Annotated in this window: 32 protein-coding genes and 1 riboswitch; of the genes, 29 read left to right on the forward strand and 3 right to left on the reverse strand. The window is 43.6% G+C overall.

Annotation, left to right across the window (positions count from 1 at the left end; translation table 11 throughout):
- Positions 1-36 precede the first annotated feature (36 nt).
- From AC4EG4_RS15455 to AC4EG4_RS15510, 12 genes are all read left to right on the forward strand, one after another.
- On the forward strand, positions 37-1,062 hold the full coding sequence (locus AC4EG4_RS15455; protein WP_490979923.1) for a methionine ABC transporter ATP-binding protein: 1,026 nt from the start codon (positions 37-39) through the stop codon (positions 1,060-1,062).
- Positions 1,055-1,723, forward strand: coding sequence for a methionine ABC transporter permease (locus tag AC4EG4_RS15460; RefSeq protein WP_490979924.1), 669 nt, complete (start codon positions 1,055-1,057; stop codon positions 1,721-1,723). The genes AC4EG4_RS15455 and AC4EG4_RS15460 overlap by 8 nt, the downstream gene beginning before the upstream one ends.
- A gap of 50 nt (positions 1,724-1,773) precedes the next feature.
- A complete protein-coding gene (locus tag AC4EG4_RS15465; RefSeq protein WP_490988305.1) occupies positions 1,774-2,589 on the forward strand; it encodes a MetQ/NlpA family ABC transporter substrate-binding protein in 816 nt (271 codons plus the stop codon).
- 155 nt (positions 2,590-2,744) lie between these two features.
- A complete protein-coding gene (locus AC4EG4_RS15470; RefSeq protein WP_490988306.1) occupies positions 2,745-3,917 on the forward strand; it encodes a dicarboxylate/amino acid:cation symporter in 1,173 nt (390 codons plus the stop codon).
- A gap of 100 nt (positions 3,918-4,017) precedes the next feature.
- Positions 4,018-4,548: a hypothetical protein gene (locus tag AC4EG4_RS15475; protein WP_490988307.1), complete on the forward strand. Its 531-nt coding sequence runs from the start codon at positions 4,018-4,020 to the stop codon at positions 4,546-4,548.
- Positions 4,549-4,804: 256 nt separating this feature from the next.
- The gene (locus tag AC4EG4_RS15480) at positions 4,805-4,960 is read left to right on the forward strand and encodes a YuzK family famiily protein (RefSeq protein WP_185960086.1); all 156 of its coding nucleotides are present in this window, start codon (positions 4,805-4,807) and stop codon (positions 4,958-4,960) included.
- A gap of 264 nt (positions 4,961-5,224) precedes the next feature.
- The gene (gene sufC, locus AC4EG4_RS15485) at positions 5,225-6,007 is read left to right on the forward strand and encodes a Fe-S cluster assembly ATPase SufC (protein ID WP_185960089.1); all 783 of its coding nucleotides are present in this window, start codon (positions 5,225-5,227) and stop codon (positions 6,005-6,007) included.
- An 18-nt stretch (positions 6,008-6,025) separates the two neighbouring features.
- Positions 6,026-7,330, forward strand: coding sequence for a Fe-S cluster assembly protein SufD (sufD, locus tag AC4EG4_RS15490; protein ID WP_490988308.1), 1,305 nt, complete (start codon positions 6,026-6,028; stop codon positions 7,328-7,330).
- A complete protein-coding gene (locus tag AC4EG4_RS15495) occupies positions 7,330-8,559 on the forward strand; it encodes a cysteine desulfurase (RefSeq protein ID WP_490988309.1) in 1,230 nt (409 codons plus the stop codon). The genes sufD and AC4EG4_RS15495 overlap by 1 nt, the downstream gene beginning before the upstream one ends.
- A complete protein-coding gene (gene sufU, locus AC4EG4_RS15500) occupies positions 8,549-8,989 on the forward strand; it encodes a Fe-S cluster assembly sulfur transfer protein SufU (RefSeq protein ID WP_308788304.1) in 441 nt (146 codons plus the stop codon). The genes AC4EG4_RS15495 and sufU overlap by 11 nt, the downstream gene beginning before the upstream one ends.
- A gap of 20 nt (positions 8,990-9,009) precedes the next feature.
- Positions 9,010-10,407, forward strand: a complete 1,398-nt coding sequence (gene sufB / locus AC4EG4_RS15505) for a Fe-S cluster assembly protein SufB (RefSeq protein WP_490979930.1) — start codon at positions 9,010-9,012, stop codon at positions 10,405-10,407.
- A gap of 163 nt (positions 10,408-10,570) precedes the next feature.
- Positions 10,571-10,759: a hypothetical protein gene (locus AC4EG4_RS15510; protein ID WP_490988310.1), complete on the forward strand. Its 189-nt coding sequence runs from the start codon at positions 10,571-10,573 to the stop codon at positions 10,757-10,759.
- Positions 10,760-10,814: 55 nt separating this feature from the next.
- Here AC4EG4_RS15510 and AC4EG4_RS15515 read toward each other — a convergent pair whose 3' ends face one another.
- Positions 10,815-11,498, reverse strand: a complete 684-nt coding sequence (locus AC4EG4_RS15515; protein WP_490988311.1) for a DNA alkylation repair protein — start codon at positions 11,496-11,498, stop codon at positions 10,815-10,817.
- A 176-nt stretch (positions 11,499-11,674) separates the two neighbouring features.
- Between AC4EG4_RS15515 and AC4EG4_RS15520 the strand changes: the two genes are divergently transcribed.
- From AC4EG4_RS15520 to AC4EG4_RS15565, 10 genes are all read left to right on the forward strand, one after another.
- Positions 11,675-12,535, forward strand: coding sequence for a DUF72 domain-containing protein (locus AC4EG4_RS15520; protein WP_490979933.1), 861 nt, complete (start codon positions 11,675-11,677; stop codon positions 12,533-12,535).
- Entirely contained in the window at positions 12,535-13,362 is an 828-nt protein-coding gene (locus AC4EG4_RS15525) for a sulfite exporter TauE/SafE family protein (RefSeq protein ID WP_490988312.1), read from the forward strand. Before AC4EG4_RS15520 ends, AC4EG4_RS15525 begins: the two co-directional genes overlap by 1 nt.
- A gap of 12 nt (positions 13,363-13,374) precedes the next feature.
- Positions 13,375-14,718: a bifunctional metallophosphatase/5'-nucleotidase gene (locus AC4EG4_RS15530; protein ID WP_490988313.1), complete on the forward strand. Its 1,344-nt coding sequence runs from the start codon at positions 13,375-13,377 to the stop codon at positions 14,716-14,718.
- 71 nt (positions 14,719-14,789) lie between these two features.
- Positions 14,790-14,971, forward strand: a riboswitch (Lysine riboswitch).
- Between the two features lie 109 nt (positions 14,972-15,080).
- Positions 15,081-16,655: a Na+/H+ antiporter NhaC family protein gene (locus AC4EG4_RS15535; RefSeq protein ID WP_490988314.1), complete on the forward strand. Its 1,575-nt coding sequence runs from the start codon at positions 15,081-15,083 to the stop codon at positions 16,653-16,655.
- A 193-nt stretch (positions 16,656-16,848) separates the two neighbouring features.
- Positions 16,849-18,369, forward strand: coding sequence for a sodium-dependent transporter (locus tag AC4EG4_RS15540; RefSeq protein ID WP_490979937.1), 1,521 nt, complete (start codon positions 16,849-16,851; stop codon positions 18,367-18,369).
- A 15-nt stretch (positions 18,370-18,384) separates the two neighbouring features.
- A complete protein-coding gene (locus AC4EG4_RS15545; protein ID WP_490979938.1) occupies positions 18,385-18,516 on the forward strand; it encodes a MetS family NSS transporter small subunit in 132 nt (43 codons plus the stop codon).
- 143 nt (positions 18,517-18,659) lie between these two features.
- Positions 18,660-19,583, forward strand: coding sequence for a lipoyl synthase (gene lipA, locus AC4EG4_RS15550; protein ID WP_490979939.1), 924 nt, complete (start codon positions 18,660-18,662; stop codon positions 19,581-19,583).
- A gap of 15 nt (positions 19,584-19,598) precedes the next feature.
- The gene (locus tag AC4EG4_RS15555; RefSeq protein WP_490979971.1) at positions 19,599-19,925 is read left to right on the forward strand and encodes a YutD family protein; all 327 of its coding nucleotides are present in this window, start codon (positions 19,599-19,601) and stop codon (positions 19,923-19,925) included.
- A gap of 82 nt (positions 19,926-20,007) precedes the next feature.
- Positions 20,008-20,463, forward strand: a complete 456-nt coding sequence (locus AC4EG4_RS15560) for a DUF86 domain-containing protein (RefSeq protein ID WP_490979940.1) — start codon at positions 20,008-20,010, stop codon at positions 20,461-20,463.
- Complete coding sequence (locus tag AC4EG4_RS15565; RefSeq protein WP_490979941.1) at positions 20,453-21,226, forward strand: TIGR01457 family HAD-type hydrolase; 774 nt, start codon at positions 20,453-20,455, stop codon at positions 21,224-21,226. The genes AC4EG4_RS15560 and AC4EG4_RS15565 overlap by 11 nt, the downstream gene beginning before the upstream one ends.
- A gap of 61 nt (positions 21,227-21,287) precedes the next feature.
- On the opposite strand, the gene AC4EG4_RS15570 is transcribed toward AC4EG4_RS15565, so the two are convergent.
- Positions 21,288-21,524, reverse strand: a complete 237-nt coding sequence (locus AC4EG4_RS15570) for a YuzB family protein (protein ID WP_006828519.1) — start codon at positions 21,522-21,524, stop codon at positions 21,288-21,290.
- Between the two features lie 152 nt (positions 21,525-21,676).
- Between AC4EG4_RS15570 and AC4EG4_RS15575 the strand changes: the two genes are divergently transcribed.
- Positions 21,677-22,744 (forward strand): NAD(P)/FAD-dependent oxidoreductase, encoded by a 1,068-nt coding sequence (locus AC4EG4_RS15575; RefSeq protein WP_490979942.1) that lies wholly within the window; start codon positions 21,677-21,679, stop codon positions 22,742-22,744.
- Between the two features lie 32 nt (positions 22,745-22,776).
- Here the strand turns inward: AC4EG4_RS15575 and AC4EG4_RS15580 are convergent, their stop codons facing one another.
- Positions 22,777-23,103 (reverse strand): YuzD family protein, encoded by a 327-nt coding sequence (locus tag AC4EG4_RS15580; protein WP_490979943.1) that lies wholly within the window; start codon positions 23,101-23,103, stop codon positions 22,777-22,779.
- A gap of 83 nt (positions 23,104-23,186) precedes the next feature.
- Here AC4EG4_RS15580 and AC4EG4_RS15585 point away from each other — a divergent pair, with 83 nt between their 5' ends.
- The 6 genes from AC4EG4_RS15585 (at position 23,187) to AC4EG4_RS15610 (ending at position 26,921) form a co-directional block, all read left to right on the forward strand.
- Positions 23,187-23,423 (forward strand): NifU family protein, encoded by a 237-nt coding sequence (locus tag AC4EG4_RS15585; protein WP_142828952.1) that lies wholly within the window; start codon positions 23,187-23,189, stop codon positions 23,421-23,423.
- 158 nt (positions 23,424-23,581) lie between these two features.
- The gene (locus tag AC4EG4_RS15590) at positions 23,582-23,944 is read left to right on the forward strand and encodes a HesB/IscA family protein (protein ID WP_490979944.1); all 363 of its coding nucleotides are present in this window, start codon (positions 23,582-23,584) and stop codon (positions 23,942-23,944) included.
- 176 nt (positions 23,945-24,120) lie between these two features.
- The gene (locus AC4EG4_RS15595; protein WP_490979972.1) at positions 24,121-25,335 is read left to right on the forward strand and encodes an NAD(P)/FAD-dependent oxidoreductase; all 1,215 of its coding nucleotides are present in this window, start codon (positions 24,121-24,123) and stop codon (positions 25,333-25,335) included.
- A 106-nt stretch (positions 25,336-25,441) separates the two neighbouring features.
- A complete protein-coding gene (locus AC4EG4_RS15600) occupies positions 25,442-25,939 on the forward strand; it encodes an NUDIX domain-containing protein (RefSeq protein ID WP_490988315.1) in 498 nt (165 codons plus the stop codon).
- 128 nt (positions 25,940-26,067) lie between these two features.
- A complete protein-coding gene (locus AC4EG4_RS15605) occupies positions 26,068-26,193 on the forward strand; it encodes a YuiA family protein (protein WP_490979946.1) in 126 nt (41 codons plus the stop codon).
- A 398-nt stretch (positions 26,194-26,591) separates the two neighbouring features.
- Entirely contained in the window at positions 26,592-26,921 is a 330-nt protein-coding gene (locus AC4EG4_RS15610; RefSeq protein ID WP_490988316.1) for a YuiB family protein, read from the forward strand.
- Positions 26,922-26,960 lie beyond the last annotated feature (39 nt).

A 26,960-nucleotide genomic window follows, 5' to 3' on the forward strand; every position in this document is an offset into this window, starting at 1 on the left:
GGTTTTTTATTTTTAGAATCTAGGGGTGTTCAAGAGATGATTGAGTTAAAAAAAGTAACGAAAAAATTCGATACAGGCAAAGCAGTTCTTACAGCTGTTGACGGAGTCGATTTATCCATTTCCGATGGTGAAATCTTCGGCATTATCGGGTACAGCGGAGCTGGTAAAAGTACGTTGATCCGGTTGTTGAACGGTTTGGAAAAACCAACTTCAGGAACAGTCGAAATTAACGGGCAGACGATCACAGCGATTAAAGGTGGAGAATTGCGCAAGGCCCGCCAAAAAGTCAGCATGATTTTCCAGCATTTCAACTTGTTATGGTCTCGAACAGTAAGAGAGAATATCGAGTTCCCGCTCGAGATTGCCGGAGTGGCAAAAGCACAGCGGGGCAACCGAGTTCAAGAGTTGATCGAACTGGTTGGATTGACTGGCCGTGAAAACGCGTATCCATCGGAACTTTCAGGCGGACAGAAACAGCGCGTCGGCATTGCCCGGGCACTGGCGAATGATCCGGAAGTCTTGTTGTGTGACGAAGCAACATCTGCACTCGATCCAGAAACAACCGATGCCATCCTGGATCTGCTGGTGGACATCAACAAACGATTGGGTTTGACCATTGTGTTAATCACTCATGAAATGCATGTAATCCGCAAGATTTGCCATCGTGTGGCGGTCATGGAAGGCGGCCGGGTGGTTGAACTTGGCGATGTTCTGAATGTTTTCCAATCGCCGAAAGAAGAAATCACGAAACGTTTTGTGGCACAGGTTACCGATTCCGGTGATTCGCACGAAACCATCAAAAATCTTCGGGAATTGTATCCGACAGGCGAGTTGGTAAAATTGGTCTTTGTCGGAGACCAAACTGAACAGCCGATTCTGACAAAGTTGATCCGCAGCCATGCAGTGGAAGTCAACATTGTTCAAGGCAATATCTCGCACACACAGCGCGGGGCATATGGAACGTTGATCCTGCAATTGAAAGGTTCAGCAGCAGAAATTGAAGAAGCACTGGCATTCCTTCGGTTAGAAGATGTCCAAGCGGAGGTGATGCACAATGATTGAATCATTATTCCCGAACGTCGATTGGGACAATATGTGGGAAGCCACTATTGAAACACTTTACATGACGGCATTGTCTACAGTATTTACATTTGTTATTGGATTGGCCCTTGGCATTTTGCTGTTTTTGACAGCGCCAAAGCAATTATGGGCAAACAAAGTCGTCAACTGGCTGACAGGGGCATTCGTGAATATTTTCCGCTCGATTCCCTTTATCATCCTGATTATCTTATTGATTCCGTTTACGTTATTCTTGATGGGCTCTATTCGTGGACCCAACGCTGCATTGCCGGCATTGATCATCGGATCAGCTCCATTTTATGCACGCATGGTGCTGATTGCCTTGAAAGAAATTGATAAAGGGGTCATCGAAGCTGCCCGTTCTATGGGCGCGACAACCGGCACCATCATTTGGAAAGTCCTGTTGCCTGAATCGAAACCGGCTTTAATTTCCGGAATCACGGTGACGGCCATTGCATTAGTCGGTTACACGGCAATGGCTGGCATCATTGGCGCAGGCGGCCTTGGGACTTTGGCTTTCTTGGACGGGTTCCAGCGCAGCCGGGAAGATGTCACGTTAATGGCAACGATCTTAATTTTGATTATCGTCTTCGTTATTCAATTTATAGGTGATTGGGTAACAACTAAGTCAGACAAACGATAGCAGCGGATTTTCCGTACTATATAAAAACACATGAAAAGGGAGAGAGTCAGATGAAGAAATTTGTAGCAGGAACAGCACTAACAGCTTTAGTACTCGCAGGATGCGGAAATGGCGGGGCAAGCGAAGAAGAAGAATCGAGCACCTTGCGCGTTGGCGCTTCGAACGTGCCCCACGCTGAAATTTTAGAACAGGCACAACCGATTCTAGAAGAGCAGGGCATTGAACTTGAAATTGAAACATACCAGGATTACATCCTGCCAAATGAAGATTTAGAGTCTGGTGAAATCGACGCCAACTATTTCCAACACATTCCTTACCTAGAGTCGCAAGTAGCGGATCATGGCTACGAATTTGAAAACGCAGGCAGCATTCACATCGAGCCAATCGGTGTTTACTCTCAGGATCACGCTTCACTTGATGAACTGCCTGAAGGTGGAACGATTTTGATGAGCAACTCGGTTGCTGATCACGGCCGCATTCTTTCTATGCTTGAAGCTGAAGGCTTGATTACATTGGCTGAAGGTGTAGAAAAAACAGCTGCTGAAGTAAGCGACGTTGTTGAAAACCCGAAAGATCTTCAATTTGATGCCAACTACGAAGCGGCATTGTTGGTTCAAATGTATGAAGCAGGTGAAGGCGATGCAGTTCTAATCAACTCGAACTATGCAATTGATGCAGGCATTAGCCCAATGGAAGATTCCATTGCACTTGAGTCTTCAGATTCTCCATATGCTAACATTATTGCAGTGCGCGCTGGCGATGAAGAAAACGAAAACATTGCAGCATTAGTGGAAGTGTTAACTTCACAAGAAATTAAAGATTTCATTTTGGAAGAATGGGGCGGCTCAGTCGTACCAGTCGAATAATCCTGTAAAAAAGCATCCTTCAACGGATGCTTTTTTATTTTGTTTAAATAATAAAAATATTTCGCGTTTTCCTATATGGCTGTCATTCTTAAAAGGTCTGTGCTACTTTTGAATAATATAAAATAAGCATTTGTTCATATGAGGAGGACAATTTGATGAAATTCAATTTTGGTTTGCTGCCACGTATTGTCGTGGCAATTGTGTTGGGGGTTCTCATTGGATTGGTTGCGCCAGAATGGATGGTGCGGGTATTCGCAACGTTTACCACGATTTTTGGTAATTTTCTAAACTTTATTGTACCGTTGATTATTCTCGGCTTTATTGCTCCGGGAATTGCAAAATTGGGCAAAGGTTCAGGCAAGCTTTTGGGTGTAGCCACCGGAGTTGCCTATGCATCTACCGTAACAGCGGGGATTTTAGCGTTTTTTGCAGCAACCACGGTTTTGCCCAATGTTATGCGGGAAGGCTCTTTAAGCAGCTTGGAAGATCCGGAGCATGCATTAGCAGCGACATTTATTGCCCTTGATATGCCGCCTGTTTTTGGTGTTATGTCAGCATTGATCCTGGCGTTCTTGCTCGGCATCGGCATGGCATCGACAGGAAGCAAGACCATGACCTCATTTTTTGATGAATTCCAAGCAATTATTGAGAAGACGATTTCTTACGTGATTATTCCTTTGTTGCCGTTCCACATCTTTGGTATTTTTGCCAATATGGCCTATGGCGGGGCAGTATTTGAAATCTTATCGTTGTTCGCAATTGTCTTTTTAATGATTTTGATCCTTCACTGGACCATGCTGTTGCTTCAGTATTCATCAGCTGGCGCATTAAAAGGGAAAAATCCTTTTGGAATCTTAAAAACGATGATGCCGGCATATTTCACGGCACTTGGCACGCAGTCTTCTGCAGCAACCATTCCGGTCACTTTGCGCCAATCCCGTAAATCGGGAGTTAATGAACGGGTGGCAGACTTTACCGTTCCTTTGTTTGCAACCATTCATCTATCCGGCAGTACCATCACCTTGGTATCATGTGCGATAGGTGTAGTATTGTTGACAGGCGGAGTCCCGACCTTTGGCGATTTCTTCCCGTTCATTTTAATGCTGGGTGTAACAATGATCGCTGCACCAGGAGTTCCAGGCGGTGCGGTTATGGCAGCGATTGGTTTACTGGAAGTTATGCTTGGGTTTGATGCCACAATGGTTGCCTTGATGATCGCCCTTTACATGGCACAGGACAGCTTCGGTACTGCAGCAAACGTCACGGGTGACGGAGCTTTAGCACATATTGTCGACCGTTTCACAAATGGCCGAAAAAGTTTGGAATAATTGATTGATTCGACCAATTACAACTATTTCAAAAGGTCTATTCTATTGGTAATTTCTGTGCTACTATAGCAAAGATATTACACAGTAGGGGGAAAACATCATGAAGAAATTATGGGCAATTGGTTTATCAGCAGCAGTTTTATTGACGGCTTGCGGAGAAGAAGAAGCGACGACAACAGAACCGGCAGAAGAAACAGCAGGTGCTGAAACTTCGGAAGGCAACCAAGATGTAAAGCAGGAATTGATGAAATTTTACATGTCCATTCCGAATACGATCAATGCTGTAGATGGTGACTTGAATGCATTCGAAATGAGCCAGGCAGAAGAAACATTGCCAGAAGGCGACGAATTGCAGACCATGAAAGACGCAGCCATCGCTTCTGCTGAAGAAGCAGCTAGTGCAGTAGAAACAATTGAAATTCCTGCAGCATTAGAAGAGCACCAAGAATCGATCGAATCCGCATTTACTGCAATGCATGAATCTTACGAAATGAAAGCGGAAGAATTGACGAAAGATGCATCATTTGAAGCAGCTAACGAAAAATTCCTAGAAGCAGACGATATGTTAAATGAATTGCTTGTTGAGCAAGACTTAGCGGCATCAAGCATTTACAATGAAGTCTCACAATAAATAAAGCAGAGCCCTGGCGAGAAATCGCCAGGGCTTTCAATTTTTACTATACTTTTAAAAGTTTAATAGAAGCATGCAAAAAGGAAATTTCGTTGAAGACAGAATATAAGACAAAAGTTCTGTTTTCAGATTAATTAGACTATTAGAGTGTTTATTTGATATTTTTCGGGGTATACTAATAAAGGTATTCTTAAAACCAACAGATTGAAAGGAATGGTTCATTATCGATTCGCAAGGTATTGAAAAGACGGAGAAAATGGAACAGGCATTCAGAAACGCACATGGTTTCGGAATTGACGAGTATCAAAATGACCCTGACAAAATACTGGAAGTCGAGCAGCGCCGTGAGCAGGATTATCAGCTAGGCCAAAAAGTAGCCAGCCAAATCGAACGGCAGATTCATCGAGACTAATCATATAAAAAGTAAACCAGCATCTTTGGATGCTGGTTTTTTATTGATATAAATTCTCAATTAGGATTCTTTTATTGAAAATAAAAATATATGACAGTTATCATACCGCATTTTAGTAAACAAGTGAGAAATCCAGTATTCTGAAATGATTTCCCACAGCTTTGCAGACAGTTTAATGATTTGCCAGTAGGGTGGATATCGGTTAAGATTAGAATGATACTAATTAAGAATGGTTTGCCATTCAACAATTAACTTTATGGAGGTATTTACATGTCAACTTTAGTCATCAAAGATTTACACGTTAAAATCGAAGACAAAGAGATTTTAAAGGGTGTAGACTTAACAATTAATACAGGTGAAATACACGCAATCATGGGGCCTAACGGTACTGGGAAATCTACGTTAGCATCAGCTATCATGGGCCATCCTAAATATGAAGTCACTCAAGGTTCTATTACGTTGGACGGCGAAGACGTTCTGGAAATGGAAGTTGACGAACGCGCACGCGCTGGCCTTTTCCTTGGTATGCAATACCCAAGCGAAATTTCTGGCGTAACCAATGCCGACTTTATGCGTTCTGCAATGAACGCACGACGTGAAGAAGGCGACGAAATTTCATTGATGAAATTCATCCGTGAATTGGATAAAAAAATGGAAGTCTTAGATATGGAACAAGAAATGGCGCAGCGCTATTTGAACGAAGGTTTCTCAGGCGGGGAAAAGAAACGCAATGAAATTCTTCAGTTGATGATGATTCAACCAAAAATCGCCATCTTGGATGAAATTGACTCCGGGTTGGATATTGATGCATTGAAGGTTGTTTCAGAAGGCATCAACCAAATGAGAAGCGAAAACTTCGGCTGCTTGATTATTACTCACTACCAGCGTTTGCTGAACTACATCACACCGGATCATGTACATGTCATGATGCAAGGACGCGTTGTGAAATCAGGCGGGGAAGAACTTTCCCATAAACTTGAATCTGAAGGCTATGACTGGATCAAAGTTGAACTTGGCATTGAAGACGAGACGGTAGGACAAGCATAATTGAAGGGAGAGACTAGCATGACGGTTGAAACAAATTTAAAAATGACCGAGCAGGACGTGCGCTCTTTTTCAGAAATGAATGGTGAACCTTCATGGTTTACTGAGCTTCGTCTTCGTTCGTTTGGTGAAGCGCAAACTTTGCCGCTGCCAAAACCAGACAAAACTAAAATTCTTAGCTGGAACTTCACGGAGTTCCCAGCACATACAGTACAGAGTTCAGTTTTTGATTCTATTGAAGATTTGACGGAAGATGTTAAGTCTATCGTGGATTTGAAACAAAAAAATCTTTATATCCAGCACAATAATACGCCTGCATTTTCACGGATTTCTGATGAACTTGCAGCTCAGGGCGTTATTTTGACAGATATTTTCACAGCACTTCGTGAACATGGCGATTTGGTTAAAAAATACTTTATGACTAACGGCGTGAAAACAAATGAGCATAAATTAACTGCCTTAAATGCAGCATTGATGAACGGCGGGGCATTCCTTTATGTTCCGAAAAACGTTGTCGTGGAAGAACCTGTACAAGTAGTGTTTTATCATGATGACGCTGAAGCTTCTTTGTTCAACCATGTCATCGTGGTTGCAGACACAAGCAGTAAAGTAACGTATGTTGAAAACTACTTCTCAACTGTACCGCATGCAAATGGATTAGCGAATATTGTTTCTGAAGTGTTTGCTGAAGATAATGCACAAATTACGTACGGCGCAGTAGATACATTAGCAGAAGGCTTCATTACGTATGTAAACCGTCGCGGTGTAGCTGCTCGTGATGCACGCATTGAATGGGCGTTAGGTATGATGAACGACAGCGATACAATTTCTGAAAACACCACTAACCTGATCGGCGATAATTCTTACGGCGATACGAAGAGTGTAGTAGTTGGACGCGGATCGCAAAAACAAAACTTTACGACTCAAGTTGTTCATTGGGGCAAAGATTCTGAAGGTTTCATTTTGAAGCACGGCGTGATGAAAGATTCAGCCTCAGCTATTTTCAACGGCATCGGCAAAATTGAACACGGTGCTACAAGATCAAATGCTGTACAGGAATCACGTGTCTTAATGTTAAGCGAAAGAGCGCGTGGAGACGCCAACCCGATTCTCCTAATTGACGAAGACGATGTAACAGCAGGACATGCTGCATCAGTCGGACGCGTAGATCCGCTGCAATTGTATTACTTGATGAGCCGCGGCATCACAAAACAGGAAGCTGAACGTCTTGTTATTCACGGTTTCTTGGCACCGGTTGTTCGTGTATTGCCAATCGAAGGCGTTAAAAAGCAATTGACGGAGGTTATCGAAAGGAAAGTCCGCTAATGATCAACCAAGAGATAAAAAGCTATTTTCCGATCCTGGATCAAGAAATAAATGGCCATCCACTTGTTTATCTGGATAGTGCTGCCACTTCACAAAAACCCGTTCAAGTAATTGAAGCGTTATCGAATTATTACAAGCTGGATAATTCCAATGTGCATCGCGGCGTTCATACGCTCGGCAATCGTGCTACTGAAAAATACGAAGGCGCACGTGAAAAAGTCCGTAAATTCATTAATGCCAATTCAACAGAAGAAACCATCTTCCTGCGGGGAACGACAACCGCCATCAACCTGGTTGCGCAAAGCTACGGCAGAGCCAATGTAGATGAAGGCGATGAAATTGTTATTACTTATATGGAACACCATTCCAATATCATTCCATGGCAGCAATTAGCAAAAGAACGCGGTGCCATTTTGAAATATGTCGAGCTGGAAAAAGACGGCACAATTTCTTTGGAGCAGGTTCGCGCAGCCGTAACGGAACGGACAAAAATTGTTTCAATGGTTTATGTCTCGAACGTTCTTGGCACGATGAATCCGGTCAAAGAAGTTGCACAGATCGCCCATGAAAATGGAGCGGTGATGGTGGTGGACGGTGCTCAGGCAGCGCCCCACTTGAAAATAGATGTTCAACAATTGGACTGTGATTTCTTTGCCTTTTCTGGGCATAAAATGTGTGGTCCTACTGGAATTGGCGTGCTTTATGGCAAAAAAGAATTGTTGAATAACATGGAACCGGTGGAGTTTGGCGGAGAAATGATCGACTTTGTCGGATTGTATGATTCGACATGGAAAGAGCTGCCTTGGAAGTTTGAAGGTGGCACACCGATTATTGCAGGCGCTGTAGGGTTAGGCGCAGCGATCGATTTCCTGAATGAAATCGGCTTGAATGAAATCGAAAAGCACGAACATCAAATGGCTGCTTATGCAATGGAAAAAATGGGCAGCATCGAAGGATTGGAAATTTACGGTCCGGCTGATCCGCAGCAGCGGGCGGGGATCGTAACGTTCAACTTGAATGATGTCCACCCTCACGACGTCGCAACGGTCCTCGATATGAGCGGCATAGCGGTTCGTGCAGGCCATCACTGTGCTCAGCCTTTGATGAAATGGCTGGAAGTTTCAGCTACAGCACGCGCAAGCTTCTACTTATACAACAGCGAGTCAGATGTTGACCGCTTAGTGGAAGGATTGCGTTCGGCAAAGGAGTATTTTAACGATGTCTTCTAATAACTTAGACCAATTATACCGACGTGTCATTATGGATCATTATAAAACGCCCCGCAACAAAGGGACGATTGAAGACAATAGCGTCAATATCGAGATGAACAACCCGACCTGTGGAGACCGCATCCACTTGACTTTGCAGGTCGAAGACGGCATTGTCAAAGATGCGAAGTTTGACGGTGAAGGATGTTCGATTTCAATGGCTTCTGCGTCAATGATGACACAGGCTGTCAAGGGTCAGGAAATTGATACGGCATTAAAGCTTTCCGGCATCTTTTCAGATATGATGCTCGGCAAGGATTACGATGATTCGATCGACCTTGGCGATATCGAAGCATTGCAAGGCGTTTCTCAGTTTCCAGCCCGTATCAAATGTGCGACTTTAGCATGGAAAGCCATGGAAAAAGGCGTACAAAACGAAGAAAAATCGTAACAGAGAACGGAGGAACGACAATGGCGAAACAAATGCCAGAAATCGGTGATTATAAATATGGGTTCCACGACAAGGATGTTTCAGTTTTCAGATCGAAGCGTGGCCTGACTGAAGGAATTGTAAGAGAAATTTCGAAAATTAAAGAAGAACCGGAATGGATGTTGAATTCCCGTCTGAAAGCATTAAAGTTGTTTTATTCAATGCCGATGCCACAATGGGGCGGCGATTTAAGTTCGTTAAACTTTGATGAGATTACGTATTACGTAAAGCCATCAGAAGCGAGCCAAACTTCATGGGATGAAGTTCCTGAAGAAATCAAACGGACATTCGACAAGTTAGGGATTCCAGAAGCAGAGCAAAAGTATTTGGCTGGTGTATCAGCTCAATATGAATCTGAAGTGGTTTACCATAACATGAAAGTTGAATTGGAAGACATGGGGATCGTTTTTAAAGATACTGGTGCTGCACTTCGTGAAAACGAAGACCTTTTCAAAGAACATTGGCAGTCGGTTATTCCGGCAGCTGACAACAAATTCGCTGCGTTGAACACCGCGGTTTGGTCTGGTGGATCATTCATCTATGTTCCTAAAGGCATTAAAGTAGAATCACCGCTTCAAGCTTACTTCCGCATCAACTCAGAGAACATGGGCCAGTTTGAGCGTACGTTGATCATCGTTGATGAAGGCGCAAGCGTTCACTATGTAGAAGGCTGTACAGCTCCTGTTTACACGACAAATTCACTTCACTCAGCTGTTGTGGAAATTATCGTGAAAAAAGATGCTTATTGCCGCTACACAACGATTCAAAACTGGGCAAACAACGTCTTCAACCTTGTAACGAAGCGTGCATTTGTTGACGCTAACGGCACAATGGAATGGATTGATGGCAACATTGGTTCAAAAGTGACTATGAAATACCCAGCTGTTTACCTAAAAGGCGAAGGCGCACGCGGCATGACCTTGTCAATCGCAATTGCCGGCAAAGGCCAACACCAGGATGCTGGAGCAAAAATGATTCACTTGGCTCCAAACACGTCTTCATCTATTGTTTCGAAATCCATTTCGAAACAAGGCGGTAAAGTTTCATACCGCGGGATGGTTCATTTTGGACGCAAAGCAGACGGCGCACGTTCAAACATTGAATGTGACACGCTGATCATGGACAACCAATCAACTTCGGATACAATTCCATACAACGAGATCTTAAACGATAACGTTTCTTTGGAGCACGAAGCGAAAGTTTCAAAAGTATCGGAAGAGCAATTGTTCTACTTGATGAGCCGTGGCGTTTCAGAGCAAGAAGCAACAGAAATGATCGTAATGGGCTTTATTGAGCCGTTCACGAAAGAACTTCCAATGGAATATGCGGTGGAAATGAACCGTTTAATCAAGTTCGAAATGGAAGGCTCTATCGGTTAATAGAATTGTAAATAACCCTTGGCATGGTGTTTCATGCCAAGGGTTATTTTTGTAGATTTTTCTTGCTGCAAACATAATTACACGTACGGAAAGTTATGCTGTTTTATGTCCCAATCAGGGGGTATAGAAGTTTAAAAGAAAAATTTTGGGAGGTATAATTGATATGAGCCAAACATTTGATGCGTTAAAACAAAAGCTCAGCAATGCAGATCTGGGGCAAGCAAAAGAAGTATTTGAGCAAGCCAAAATCGCTTACGAAGATGGAAAAATTGATGAGACTGAAAAGAAAGAATTGATGGAATCGGCCAAATCTATTTTTAGCAGTGGCAAAGGTATCGGCGGCTTGTTTTAAACAATCAAAAAATCAATTGGATAAGTGAAATCCCCTTTAGCCTCGCTAACCGATGCTAAAGGGGATTTTTGATGTGTTTCAGTGCTTCTCGCTTACTAAGCGGCATTAATGCGTGATCTGATACAAAAGATACGACCCACTGGGCATCCGTCTTGGCGTATTCACGCAGCGCCCAACCAATAGACTTTTGGATGAAAAACTCTGGAGAGGCAGCATGCTGCAAAAGAATGCGGGCCAATGCGTCAGTATCTGTCTGTTGCTTGTATTTTAATTGATGAAGAATAGCTGCACGGTTCGTCCACATGTTAGGGGCCTCAGAGCAGGCAAACATGGCTTCTGTTCCGGCACTCCGCTCTTTTAAAATAACGTGTCCAAGGGTTCGTGGAGCAATGGAATCGACACTGTCCCACCAAGACTTGCTTTCAATGAGTTTACGAAGAAAAGGCAAATCTTCCGTGGTTAATTGGTTCTTCATCTTTTCCAATAAAGCAATTGCTGCATACTGGTATTCCCGTTCAGCCAAGTTATACAGTTTCCATACTTCATTTGTTAACTGGTTTGGTTCGGGAAGTTGATGCTCCGAAAACTGTTCTTTTAGCAATGCATTCCGCAACGGCGTTTTGATGCCCAAAAAGTCAAACTGGTTCCGCATATAAGCGGACATCGGCCCAGCCAACTCCTCGTTGCGATTTGCTTCGAATCTCTCAACAATCCCTATATGATTCCACGTTTTTTTCATGATTGTCCCATCTCCTTGCCTTATAAAAAGTGTAGCATAGTCAAAAGACGCTGGCATGACATCATTGGACTGATGCTCTTTAAAATCTCAATTCCCTTGAAGGATATCTCTTTAAAAAAGACGTTCTATTTTTTCTATGCTATCATAAAATAATAACGATAAATGGAGGCGGGACAATGATTTACGTAGGATTGACGGGTTGGGGAGACCATCCGGATGTCTATAGCCCAGGCTCAAAAAAAACAGAAAAGTTGATTGATTATGGCGCACATTTTCCAATTGTCGAATTGGATTCCTCATTTTATGCAGTCCAGCCTGAACGCAATATCCGCAAGTGGATTTCGGAAACACCAGGAAACTTTCAGTTTGTGGTAAAAGCTTATCAAGGAATGACGGGGCACCTGCGTGGCGAAAATCCATTTGAGTCGCGCGACGAGATGTTTGATGCGTTCTGTAAATCGGTGCGTCCCTTGAAAGAAGAGGGAAAGCTTGCGATGGTGCTGCTGCAGTTTCCACCATGGTTTGATTGTCAAAAGGACAATGTCGACCAAATTCGGGAAATTACCGGGCGACTGACCGAGTTTGACTTGGCAGTAGAGTTTCGCCATCAATCCTGGTACGCCGGCAATATGAGCGACAAAACGGTGGATTTTCTTCGGGACAACAACTTAATCCATTCAGTTTGTGATGAACCGCAGGCGGGGGATGGCTCGATTCCATTGGTTCCCATCTCTTCGAGAAAAGACAAAGTGCTGCTGCGCATTCACGGGCGAAACGTTCATGGCTGGCTGAATCCTGGACACGGACAAAACTGGCGGGAAGTCCGCTATCTTTATGATTACAATAAAGAAGAGCTCGGGGAAATCAGCCGTGCCGTCAAGACGTTGGCTGACACTACTGACAAGGTCTATGTTATCTTTAATAATAATTCAGGTGGCCATGCAGCAGGGGATGCAAAAGAGTTTCAGAAAATGAATGGATTATCATTTGATGGACTTTCACCAAAACAATTGGATTTGTTTGAAGGTGGATTTTAATGGTTTTCTTAGTCATGGCGCTTGTCGGAGTCGTTTCCGGAATCGTTGGCGCTTTGATAGGGCTTGGAGGAGGAGTTATATTGGTGCCGGCCTTGTTGTTTTTGGGCACCAGCTTTGCCTTTTTCCCCGAACTCTCTCCTCAGAAAATAGTTGGCTTGTCCGTCATTATGATGGTTTTTATTGGCCTTTCTTCCACTTTGGCTTATATGAAAGTTCGGACAGTGGATTACAAAAGTGCTCTTATTTTCTTCGCAGGCAGTGCGCCGGGAACCGTGATCGGCGCTTTTGTCAATAAAAGTTTAGACTTGCCTTCATTCAACCTGTATTTTGGCATTCTTCTCGTCTTCCTATCCTTGTTGTTAATGACGCGTGATCATTTGAAAGCTGTCCACTGGTTTGTTGACAACGGACGAAAAACGACGTTCACAGACACACAGGATCGACAATACATCTACGGCTACCCCATTTGGTTTGCCTTGCTGCTGACATTTTTTGTGGGCTTTGCGTCGGGACTTTTTGGCATTGGCGGGGGATCAATTATTGTTCCTGCAATGATTCTTTTATTTTTGTTTCCGCCGCATGTGGCCATTGGCACGTCGATGTTTATGGTTTTTTTGTCGGCACTCATCAACTCAGCAACCCATATTGCTTTAGGGCATGTACCTTGGATTTATACAATCGCGGTTGTGCCAGGTGCATATCTCGGAGCAAAAATTGGAGCCAAATTAAACAAACGCCTCGATTCAGAAATGTTGGTGGTGATTTTGCGCATTGTGCTTCTGGTACTGGGGCTGCGATCAATTTACGAAGGAATATTCAGTTCTTAAAGAGGTGTTTTCATGAATCATACAATCCATATTTATCATACCAACGATTTGCATAGCCATTTTGCGAATTGGCCACGCATCAAGTCTTTTTTAGCCGAGCGCAAAAGGTGGCACGAAGAAGAAGGGGATGTCTGTCTGATTTTAGATATTGGTGACCATGCTGACCGGTCGCATCCTTATACCGAAGGCACTGCCGGCAAAGGAAACGTACTCCTGTTAAATGAAGCCGAATACGATGCAGTCACCATCGGCAATAATGAAGGCATCACGCTGTCAAAAGAAGAGCTGGATGAGTTGTATGTCCAGGCTGACTTTGAAGTGGTGGTGTCGAATTTATTCGATTTGGACGGCAACCGACCGATTTGGGCCAAGCCTTATCATATTATCCAAGCGAAAAATGGAATGCGCATTGGACTGGTAGGAGCAACCGCTGAGTTTACCCCGTTTTATCGGAAGCTTGGGTGGCAAATTACGGATGCAAAACAATCAATCATTCAAGCAGTGGAGGAAATAAAAGATGAGACAGACTTGATCGTCTGCCTATCGCATCTGGGCATCAAGGAAGATGAGCTTTTAGTGGATCTATGTCCGCAAATCAATATTGTTTTGGGTGCGCATACCCACCACACATTCCATGATGGAAAATGGCAAGGGGATACGCTATTGGGAGCTGCCGGGAAATTCGGGTTTTATATTGGCCATATTACAGTGGAGCAAGCCTTTGCAAAATCCTCTGCCCGGTTAATCGAAACTTCCCGCCTACAGGAAACAGAAGCAGGATTTGATGAGTTTTTGATTGAAGAAGGAAAAAAACAAATGGGTGAGCTGGTGTTCCACAGTCCCCAATTTTTAAAAGCCGAATGGTTTAAGGACTCAAAACTGGGGAATCTGTTTGGTCATGCACTGCTGGAATTTGCTGGAGCTGATTGCGCTCTGTTCAATGCCGGAATCTTCATGGAAGATATGTCTGAAGGCGACTTGACACGCTATGACTTTCATAAAATGCTTCCTCACCCAATCAATCCATGCATGGTCGAGCTAAGCGGTGCAGAGTTAAAAGAAATTTACTTGCAGTCCTTAAACTCGGATTGGCCGCAGCTGGAATTGAAAGGCATGGGATTCCGCGGCGTCGTGTTTGGCAAGATGCTGCATTTGAATATGGAGCTCATCGATCACCGGTTTTACGTGAATGGACAATTAGCGGTGCACGACCAAACGTATCGCTTAGTGACACTGGATATGTTGACGTTTGGCTACTTCTTCCCAAGTCTGAAACGAGCTCCTAAAACATACTTTATGCCCGATTTTTTACGGGATGTTTTCAGCCAGTATTTCCACACCAAAGCGTTGAAGTAGAAGGAATGTTCAGAGTTTACGGGCAGTTGATTTTGTAAAGAGTTTGGGCTATGCTATTAAGGAAATAAATAATGGTGGGTAGAGGCTGCAAGACTGATCAGTAGGATGCGCGAGTTTGACTGCGTTGAACGCATCTGAAAGGAAGTTTTGCCGAAATCCATTTCCTGTAGTCACGGGAAATGGATTGGGGTCATTCTGAAAAAGAATGTCACTGTCATTCAAGCGAAAGTTTGAGTGGAGAGCTACAGGGTTGTTTGACGTTTTAACGCACAGACGAATTGTAGAAGGCTGACTTATCCAACTGGAGAGGTCGGCCTTTTTTTTTCTCATTTTCACCCATCAAAAAATAAGGAGGAGTTTTTATGGAGAACACGATTTTCTCGATTTTGCCGCCGATTATCGCAATTGTCATGGTGCTGTTAACGCGCCGTGTGTTGTTGTCATTGGGCACCGGTATTGTCGCAGCAGCTGTTATTCTGACATGGTTCGCACCAATCGAAGCCTTGCAGGAGCTTGTGGCATCATTTACAATTATTTTTTGGGATGGCGGCTTTAATGCCTACAACGTCTTTATCATTCTTTTTCTTTTATTGCTGGGCGTTATTACAGCATTCGTCAGCCTGTCAGGGGGCAGCCATGCTTTCGCTGAATGGGCTTCAACGCGCATCAAGTCAAGACGGGGTGCTAAAGTTCTGACAGTGGCCCTGGGAATAGTCATCTTCATCGATGATTATTTCAATGCTTTGACAGTTGGGCAAGTAGCACGCCCAATCACAGACCGCTACAAAGTTTCACGTGCTAAACTTGCTTACTTTATTGATTCGACAGCTGCGCCTGTTTGTGTGGTATCGCCTGTATCAAGTTGGGGTGCTGCCATTATCGGGATCATCGCCACGATCCTGGCTGGCCAGACTTTTGTTGAGTATTCTGCATTGGAAGCTTTCTTATGGATGGCGCCAATGAACTTTTATGTGGTTGCATCACTGGCCATCGTCTTTTTTGTCGCTGTTCGCGACGTCGACTTTGGTGAAATGAAAAAACACGAAGTGTTGGCAATTTCGAAAGGACAGCTTTTCGATCCGGATAAAACAATTCCAGGTGAAATGAAAGAAGAGTTTCCTTCACATTCACATGGACGTGTTCGAGACTTGCTGCTTCCAATCTTGCTGTTGATTGTCGGTACGGTAGGTGCGATGATTTGGACCGGTTTCCAAAATGCCGGACAAGTCTTCGATATCTGGTTGATTTTTGAAAACACCGATGTACCGGCTTCACTGCTTGTAGGTGGTGTTTTAGGTGCACTGACCTCCATTGTTCTTTACGCACTTCAAATCAATAAAAACAAAACAGCCAATGCTGGATGGATTGGCAAAGGCATATGGGCAGGCATCAAATCCATGATGGGTGCTGTAATGATTTTGATTTTTGCTTGGTCGCTGACTTCTTTGATCGGATCATTGGAAACAGGAGCTTACTTGGCAAATGTTGTTTCTGAAGGCAATGTACCAACAGCCGTTTTGCCAGTTCTCTTGTTTGTATTAGCGGGCATTATGGCATTTTCTACCGGGACATCGTGGGGGTCGTTTGGTATCCTGTTGCCGATTGCAGGCACCATTATGATCGAAGCGGATCCATCCTTGCTGCTGCCTGCTTTATCAGCTGTATTGGCAGGAGCAGTATTCGGAGATCATTGTTCACCGATTTCCGATACGACGATTTTGTCTTCCACAGGAGCTGGGAGCAATCATATGGATCATGTCTTAACGCAAATTCCATATGCGTTGACAGCAGCCGGAATTGCTGCGATAGGGTATATTGTCATAGGGTTTACCGGTTCATTGTGGATCTCCCTAGGCGTCGTCCTAGCGGTTCTTGCTATACTTTTCATTGTCTGGTCACAACGTACAACTATTATTGAAAAACAACAAAATGCATAATAGAAAGTGGGCAGAGAAGCTAATTCTCTGCCTATTTACTTTTGCGGCAATAGTTTTTTTGAAATATATTGCGATTTCATCTTTACTTTGTGAGACCCTCTCGGTATACTATTTTTAGATTAATTAATAATCTGAAAACAAACAAAATTCCTATTTTTATGTAAATAAAATGGGATACAAAGGGGGAAGAGAAATGGAACGTTCGCAATGGGGTACACGTGCCGGTTTTATTATGGCAGCTGTCGGCTCTGCGGTAGGTTTGGGTAACATTTGGCGTTTTCCATATGTTGCGTATGAAAATGGTGGAGGTGCATTCTTCATACCATACCTGTTCGCATTATTAACTGCAGGAATTCCAATCTTAATACTGGAATTTACGATTGGGCATAAATATCGCGGCTCTGCACCGTTATCGTTCTTTAGAATGGGCGGCAAAAAATTAGAATGGCTTGGATGGTGGGCCGTATTCGTGTCCTTCATCATATCTGTGTACTATGCCGTTATCATCGCCTGGGCAATGCGCTATACTATATTTTCTTTCAACCAGGCATGGGGCACAGATACGCAGGACTTCTTATTCAATGACTTTTTGCAGTTGACAGTTCAACCAGGACAAACTGGTGGAATTGTATGGGGCGTATTTATCCCACTTGCTTTAGTATGGATCATCACGTTAGGGATCTTGCTGGCAGGGGTTAAAAAAGGCATTGAAATGGCCAACCGGATTTTCATTCCGACTTTGGTAATTATTTTCTTCGCAGTCGTTGTTCGCGCAGTAACATTGGACGGAGCATTGGTAGGGTTAGAGGCGTTTTTCCAGCCGGATTTTGATGCCATCCTCGATCCATCGGTATGGGTTGCAGCTTACGGGCATATATTCTTCAGTTTGTCTGTAGCATTCGCAATCATGATCACGTACTCGAGTTACTTGCCGAAAAAATCGGATATTACCAATAACGCATTTATTACTGGGTTTGCCAACTCGAGTTTCGAGTTGCTGGCTGGTATTGGTATTTTCGCCGCACTTGGATTCATGGCATCCCAGCAGGGAGTAGCCGTAAGTGAAGTAGCAACAGCAGGCGTTGGGTTGGCATTTGTGGTATTCCCGCAAATCATCAATGAATTCCCCGGCTTTAATGGGTTATTCGGGTTCATGTTCTTCCTGTCCTTAACACTGGCTGGATTAACATCGTTGATTTCCATCACTGAAACGTATGTTGCTGGATTCTCAGAGAAGTTTGGGATTTCACGCGTAAAATCGGTTCTTTTCGGCGGTGGTCTTGCTGCATTGATTTCAATTTTATTCGCGACCCAGGGCGGTTTGTACTTCCTGGATTTGGCAGATTACTTTATCAACCAATTCGGTGTTGCAGCAGTCGGTTTAGTGGAAGTTGTCTTGGTAGTTTGGGTATTCCGCAAAGCGGATCTGCTCAAAGGCCATGCCAACGAAATCTCGGATATTCATTTGGGTGCATGGTGGAAATTCAGTTTAGGCATCATCACACCAATCGTTTTGGGTTACATGATGTTTGGACTGTTGAAACTGAACATCCTGCAAGAGTTTGACACTGAAACTGGAAACTACGAAGGGTATTCCAACATGTTTACCTTGTCAGGTGGTGTAGCAGTCGCAGCTGCTGCAATTATTTTCGGAATTCTATTCTCTATCGGAAAATGGCATAAAGATCAGGGAGAATATGACGAGCGCAATTAAAAGGGGGAGCTTCATATGACAGTAAGTTCTATTGTCGTGATGATTATCGGCGTGGTAATTATCTGGGGCGGCTTGGCTGCCAGCATCATTCACGCGGTCACTAGCAGCAAAAAGAACAAAGCAAGAGACGCTGCAAACAACGTATAATTGACAGGCCCGGAAACGATAAGTTTCCGGGCCTTTCCATGTAGATGAGCCAGTATGTGAGCTTGTGAGGAACAGGCCTTTATGATACATTTGGAATAGAATTGTATTCCATTCATAAACCAGATAGATAGGGGACGATGTGCGTGTCAACAAAGCAGGAACATCTCAGAAAGCCCGATTGGTTAAAGATCAAACTGAACACCAATGAAAACTATACGGATTTAAAGAAAATGATGCGGGAAAACAATCTGAATACCGTCTGCGAAGAAGCGAGATGCCCGAACATCCATGAGTGCTGGGGTACTCGGAGAACCGCTACTTTTATGATTCTTGGCGCTGTTTGCACGAGAGCTTGCCGCTTCTGTGCGGTGAAAACCGGCTTGCCGAATGAACTTGATTTGCAAGAGCCTGAACGTGTTGCGGCTTCGGTGAAGATGATGAACTTGAAGCACGCTGTTATCACTGCAGTTGCGCGCGATGATTTGAAAGACGGGGGTTCGGCTGTATTTGCTGAAACCATCCGAGCGATCAAGCGTGCCAATCCCTATACAACAATTGAAGTCCTGCCGTCTGACATGGGTGGAGTCTATGAAAATCTGGAACGGCTAATGGATGCAAAACCGGATATTTTAAATCACAATATAGAGACTGTACGTCGTCTGACGCCAAGAGTGAGAGCACGCGCCAAGTATGACCGTTCACTGGAGTTATTGAAGCGCTCAAAAGAACTGCATCCAGAGATTCCGACTAAATCTTCATTGATGATTGGCCTCGGTGAAACAAAAGAGGAAATCATCGAAGTTATGGATGATCTGCGTGCAAATGATGTCGATATTATGACAATTGGCCAGTATCTTCAGCCTACAAAAAAACATTTAAGTGTACAAAAATATTATTCGCCAAAAGAATTCAAGGAATTCTGGGAGATTGCGATGACAAAAGGGTTCTCGCATTGCCAGGCAGGCCCTTTGGTTCGAAGCAGCTACCATGCGGATGAGCAAGTCAATGCAGCTGCAAAAGAGCGTCAGCGCCTCGGAGAAGTGCAAGCAGCTGCTATTAACAGCTAATGGATGGTGAGAAAATTGATCACATTGGATCAGTGGGATTATGACATATTAATTGATTATCGTGAAGGGTTTAAAGAAGAGGCAATCACTGCCCGCTTTAGCGAGATTTTATCAAAATACGATTATATTTTAGGTGACTGGGGATACGGTCAGTTGCGTTTAAAAGGATTTTTTGAAGATACCAACCACAAGGCGACTTACGATACGAAAATCAGCACTTTGCAGGACTATTTATATGAGTATTGCAATTTTGGTTGCGCCTATTTTGTCATAAAGAAAGTTGGAAAAGCTGCTCCACCGATTGAAGAACCTGAACAGCAAACTCCCGAAGCGGATATTTGATCCGCCGGGGGTTTTTTCATGCATTATGATATGATAAAGAAAGAAATGCAAGATTTTTTAACGCCTATTGGAGGGTATTTTTATGTATTTTATTGACCGCAGCAACATCACAGAAACGATTGGGCATATGAACTCTTTATTGGAATATTATGAAGACCAACAGCAGTGGACCCTATTCGGCGAGAAGCTGGCATTGGAACGTATAGGGGCAAATATTATCGAGTCGATTGTGGATGTTGGAAACTCGATGATTGATGGATTCATTATGCGCGATCCCGGCAGCTACGATGACATTATTGATATTTTGGTGGACGAGAAAGTGATCACGAAAGAAATGGATCAGCCGTTGAAGCAGGTGATTGCATTGCGGAAAATGTTGGTTCGTGAGTTTATGAAAGTGGATCATCAAGCTATCATAGCTGTTATTGACAGCAATCTTGAGTCGCTAAAAGCATTTGGACCAAAAGTTGAACATTATCTTGTTCACGAACTGGGGCCGGTTTCGGCATTTATCCCGGAGGCGAAAGATGACAATTAAGAAAGCTTATAGAGCCTACTGCCTGGATTTGGATGGAACAATTTACCGCGGAACAGAGCCGGTTGAAGAAGCAGCCGGTTTTGTCGAGCGTCTCCAGCTCAAAGGAATCGAGCCTTATTTTGTCACCAACAATGCCTCCATGACGCAGCAGCAGCTAAAAGATAAAATGGCAAGTTTCGGTATTGATGCCAAAAAAGAGCGCATCGTGTCTTCGGCTATTGCAGCGGCCAAGTACATTAAACGCTGGTACCCGGGACAAACCGTTTATCTGATTGGATCAACTGGTTTGGATGAGGCGCTGCGACAAGAAGGGATTGAACAGGTCGACAGAGATGCAGAAATTGTGCTGATGGGAATCGACCGCAATATTACTTATGACAAACTGGCAACGGCTTGTCTGGAAGTTCGAAAAGGGGCAGTCTTTCTCTCAACCAATCAAGATATGGCCTTTCCTTCAGAAAAGGGCTTTATGCCGGGGAATGGTGCTTTTACGGCGTTGGTATCGGCTTCGACTGATGTAGATCCTGTTTATATTGGCAAGCCGGAAATTCATATGCTGGAAGCTATTCATCATGAATCAGGCATTGGAAAAAGTGACATGGTGATGGTCGGGGATAATTATGATACCGATATTCAGGCCGGAATCCGCTTTGGAATCGACACTGTTCACGTCAATACGGGTGTCACTCGAATGGAGACAGTATTAAAAAAAGAGCAGCCACCAAGCTTTTCAATTGAAAATCTTGGATTTTGGGATGTCTGAGCGCAGCTTAACAGAAAACCTTCAGTTTTTTGGACAAGAAAAAAAGCCGCTTTTCAACGGCTTAAAATAACGGGTTTTCTTCTATGAACTCATAAACTTTTTTCGTCAGCTCATCCGTAGATTCTGCTTCGACGATTTCCCCATTGACCAGGGCATATAAAGACTCGGAACATTTTGTGCAATAGCTTAAACAGCCGTATTCCAAAACATCGAGATTGGGATCCCGTTCGAGTTTTTCAAAAGAATCTTGTGCACCGTTGGCAATATTGCTAATACAAAATTCAACAATTGGTTTCATTCTAAGTCACCTCACTACAACGAAATCCTACCTTTTTTCGCGTGCAGAGTCAATTAATTGATTTCTGGATAAATCATTGTGAAAGTTATCACAATCAGCTATACTCATATGTGAGAAATTGATGAGACAGACGAAATTTAAAGGAGATTTTTATGCGAAAATTAGTTTTACTTGGAGGCGGCTACGGCAACATGCGAATTTTGCTTCGTTTATTGCCAGCTAACCTTCCACAGGATACCGAAATAATTTTGATTGATCGGACCCCTTTCCACAGCATGAAGACAGAATTCTATGCGTTAGCTGCGGGTACAGAGTCTGATCATGACGTCCGCGTTCCTTTTCCGGAACATGAGCGCTTAAAGCTTGTGAATGGTGAAATACTCGAAATTGGCCTTCAGGAAAAATGCATCTTTATGGAAAATGGAGAACGCATTGCCTACGACGACCTGGTTATTGGCTTAGGCTGCGAAGACAAATACCACAATGTGCCCGGAGCTGAGGAGTTTACTTACAGCATCCAAACCATCGGCAAATCCCGTGCAACTTATCAGGCGTTGCTTGGTTTGCCTTCAGGGGCAGTAGTAGGAGTAGTTGGCGCAGGACTCAGCGGAATTGAATTGGCCAGTGAATTGCGGGAAAGCCGAAAAGACTTGAAAATCAAACTGTTTGACCGCAGCCCCCGAATTCTGCGTGACTTTCCAGAGCGCTTAAGCAATTTCGTCAGAAAATGGTTTGAAAACAACAATGTTGACGTGGTATCCAACTCAAATATCACCCAAGTGGCACCTCATATGCTTTACAACCATGAAGAAACGATTCCGGTAGATGCGGTTGTTTGGACAGCGGGCATCCAACCGGTTAAGCCGGTGCGCGATCTCGGCCTTGAAAGCGATCTGAGTGGACGGGTTGTCATCAACCAATACCACCAGCTGCCGCATGATGAGCATGTCTACGTGGTAGGAGATTGTGCGGCATTGCCGATGGCGCCTTCTGCACAATTAGCGGAAGAGCAGGCAGAACAGATTGTTAAAGTATTAAAAGCCACATGGAAAGGCGAGGCATTGCCTGAAACCATGCCTGAAATTAAGTTAAAAGGCTTCCTGGGTTCTCTTGGCAAAAAACAAGGATTTGCTTATTTAGCAGACCGTACAGTAACCGGGCGCATCGCTCGTTTGATGAAGTCGGGCGTACTTTGGATGTACAAATTTCATAATGGCTAATGAAAAAAGCGCTCATAAATTGAGCGCTTTTTCTATTTCACCTCAGAAAATCCATGCTTTTCAAGTTCACGGTACACTGGCTTTAATTGAACATAGCCTTCCCCGACCACTTCTCCTTCGATCAAAACAAGCGGATAAAAAAATTCGTCGTCCAATATGCGCTGTGCATAATCTTTTTGGTGCTCAAGTGCCAGAGGTTTCTCAATGTCAATATAGGTAATTGAAAATGGCTGGTCTTTGTATTTCCTTGAGATGGCGGCTTCCAGCCACTCGTAAGTATCAATGGAAGATGGCGCGTTGACACAGCTTGCGCAGATCACATCGGTTCCGTAGACTTCAATGGACAATTCTTTCTGCATAATTTTAGTCCTCCTCTAAATTCATTAGTGGCTTTTTCTCTCTAATCACATTATAATGATTATAATGAAAGGAGTCGATATAAATGACTGAAGCTTTGATTGAAGATCAAGTAATGGAAGTCTTAGATAAATTGCGTCCATTCCTTTTGCGTGACGGAGGGGACTGCGAACTTGTCGATGTAGAAGACGGGATCGTAAAACTTCGTCTGCTCGGTGCATGCGGAAGCTGCCCAAGTTCGACCATTACATTAAAAGCAGGGATTGAACGTGCGTTAGTAGAAGAAGTTCCTGGCATCGTAGAAGTAGAACAAGTATTTTAATGCCAAGGGACCTTTTCTAGGTCCCTTTTTCTGTACAAAATATACATAGCTGCGCAACCACTTTGCAGCTAGACAAAGTTGTCAAGAGTTCCAAGGTGGACGGCTTGAACAACAGTAGAAACAATTGCTATGATACTCCTTATAGGAAGGTGATTTAATTGACAGAAGTAGTTGAAATTACAGAAGCCGCATCTTTTCAAGTAAAAGAAATGATGCGCCATAATGAAGAAGAAGGATCCTTTTTGCGCGTAGCTGTTAAAGGCGGCGGTTGCAGCGGATTGACATACGGCATGGGATTTGAAAAAGCCAAAAGTGAAGCAGACGATCTTTATGAACAGTTTGGAATCCCGCTTTTGATTGCTAAAGAAGATGCCCCGATTTTGAAAGGCACAGTTGTTGATTATAAACAGTCGCTCATGGGCGGCGGCTTTACTATTGAAAATCCAAATGCCATTGCATCGTGCGGCTGCGGAACCTCGTTCCGTACAGCTAAAAAAGCAGGCACTCCAGAAAATTGTTAACAGTCGGTCACAAACCGGCTTTTTTTGTTGTGGATAAGTGGCACTAAACGCATTACCCGGTTGAAATCATATGATATTAAGGCTAATATAGAGGATAGATGTTTATCGGTGCGCCAAGGTTTGACTGCCTTGCCGACATTCGGTTAAAAAATGACTTGAAGGTGGTTGCGATTGTGTTGAAAAGACCGTCAATATTAGTATTAGGAGCAGGTTACGGTGGTTTGACTACTGTAGTAAACTTGCAAAAAGTTCTTGGCACAGATGCTGCGGACATTACATTGATCAATAAGAATGAATACCATTACGAAAGCACATGGCTTCATGAGGCAGCTGCAGGTACGTTGCTTCCAGACCAAGTGCGTTATGATATCACAGATGTGATTGACAGCATTAAAGTTAAGTTTGTACAGGCGACTGTAGAAGCTATTGATGTAGATGCTAAAAAAGTTTCGACCGACAATGGCGAGTTCACATATGATTACATTGTCATTGCGCTTGGTTTCGAAGGTGAAACCTTCGGAATTGAAGGCCTTGATAAATACGCTTTATCCATTGCCAATGTTAAAGCTGCACGCTATATTCGTGAGCATATTGAGTTCCAGTTTGCGACATGGTCTGCTGAACCAGTAAAAGACGATAGCCGTTTAACAATTATTGTTGGCGGAGCTGGATTTACGGGCATCGAATTCCTTGGGGAATTGGCTAACCGTGTTCCTGAGCTATGCAAAGAGTTTGATGTTCCGCGTGAAAAAGTACGCGTTGTTTGTGTAGAGGCTGCCCCAATGGTATTGCCTGGCTTTGATCCAGAACTTGTCAACTACGCAGTAGGCCATTTAGAGTCTAAAGGAATCGAATTCTCAATCGGCACGCCTGTTGTAGAAGCGACTCCTGAAGGCGTAAAAATCAAAAAAGGCGATGATGAGTTTGACTTTATCAAAGCTGGTACAGTTGTTTGGGCTGCAGGCGTTCGCGGCAACCGATTGATTGAAGCTACTTCAATCGAAAACATGCGCGCACGCGTGAAAGTCGACAAAGATTTGCGTGCACCAGGTTATGACGATGTCTTCATTATCGGTGACTGCGCATTGATGATCAACGAGGAAACGAATCGCCCGTATCCGCCAACTGCACAGATTGCTATGCAGCAAGGTGAAAACGTAGCGAAAAATCTAAAATCGTTGATGGGCGGAGAAACGACTGTCGAATTCATTCCAGATCTTAAAGGAACTGTTTGTTCACTTGGAGATGACGACGCGATAGGTGTCGTATTCGGCAAAAAAGTAACAGGCAAACGTGCATCATTCATGAAGAAAATGATTGATAACCGCGCGTTGTTTATGATTGGTGGACCAATGCTGGTTCTGAAAAAAGGTAAATTCAACGTTCTGTAAAATGGACGATCCAAAGCTCCCTTAGCGGGGAGCTTTTTTTATTGTATGGAACCTGTCAGCTGAGCAAACGAAAGCTGTTAGTGATTATTGGAGGGAGACCGAATCTATGGCAACATCAAAACGTGGAAATGTATGGCTCGGAGCAGCGGGACTTGTCATAAACTCTAAAGGCAAATGGCTGGTAGTGAAAAAGAGATACGGGGGACTGCACGGGAAATGGTCACTTCCGGCCGGATTTGTGCAAGGAAACGAAACTGTCGACCAAGCAGCTTTGCGGGAGGTAGAAGAAGAAACGGGGATAGCTTGCGAGTTAATAGAAATGATTGGCTTTCGTTCCGGCGTTATTCGAGAACAAATCAGCGACAATATGGCCATCTTTTTATTAAAAGCAAAAAACGAAGAACAACCCATCAGTGCGCAACTTTCTGAGCTGTACGAGGCGGGATGGCTATTTCCGTCAGAGTTGTCCAACGATGCAGAAGCTTCCATCATGCTGCGTGAAATGGCTACTTATGTGCTGGAGGAAGGGCTGGAGCCCATAGAAGATGTGGATCCAGGAAAGGTTTTTGGCTATTCGGACTATAAGTTGTTCTTCAAAAAATAGGTCTTAAGTTTTAGTTGCGAAGAAAGAAAGCTATTGCTACCAGTACTTTCACTTTTTAGTTGCGCTTTAAAACATTCCATGTTATATTATCAGAATATTACAAACAATAACAAAAGGAGGTGTTTCGGATGACGATCTTCAAAAAAGCTAAAAGCGTCAATAAATGCCCTTATTGCTCAGGACAAGGCTACTTCCAATTGCGACTGGGCGGTTCAGAAACTTGCTCCTGCTGTTCGGGTACAGGCAAAAAATAAGTAGTTTTATAGTTTTGATCCTCTCATGCAGTGAATGGTGGATACGATAAACGGGGCAACAACAATCTGCCTCACCACATTGTTCATGTCCTCTAGTTTAGTAGTTCAAGGAATTCAGGAAGAATGAATGGAAATGGCTCAAGCCGTCCCCAGACTGGATCTCTTCAGACTTGTACCTCATAAACGGATTTTGAAAGCTTTCTACTTTTTTTATTAAGAAGCAAACGGATTGTGCAACACCGTTTGCTTCTTTTTATTTGAAAAAAATGCAGTGTGGAGCCATTTTTGTCTTGCCCAGTTCCTCTATAAGTGACAAAGCAATGAACTCTGTCCTGCTGGATTGAAAGCCTTTGTTTTTTCGGGTAAACTGATGAAAGGAATAACGGAGGTTAGAGTTTATGAACAGTTCATTTACTATTGTGCAATTGATTATTTCCATGTTGCTTTTTTACGTTATGTTTTTCGGAATCGGTTTCTTATTGAATATGCTGCTTCGTATGACATGGCTGATGGCTATTGTTTACCCAATTGTCATCTTATTGGTTGTAGATGATGTGGGCGTTTTCGATTATTTTACAAATCCGGGTGAATCCTTCGCGATGCTCGGAGATACCATCACTTCCATTACGGGCAGTGATATCGCCGTCCTGCTTGCTGGCTGGGTGGGTGCCATCACTTCGGGCTTTGTCATGAAAGTTCTTCGCAAAATGGGTTATCAAATGTTTTAATAAAAAATCGCCGAATCCGGTTTTCCGGATTCGGCGATT

This window comes from Planococcus sp. TJ-201, from assembly GCF_058268495.1.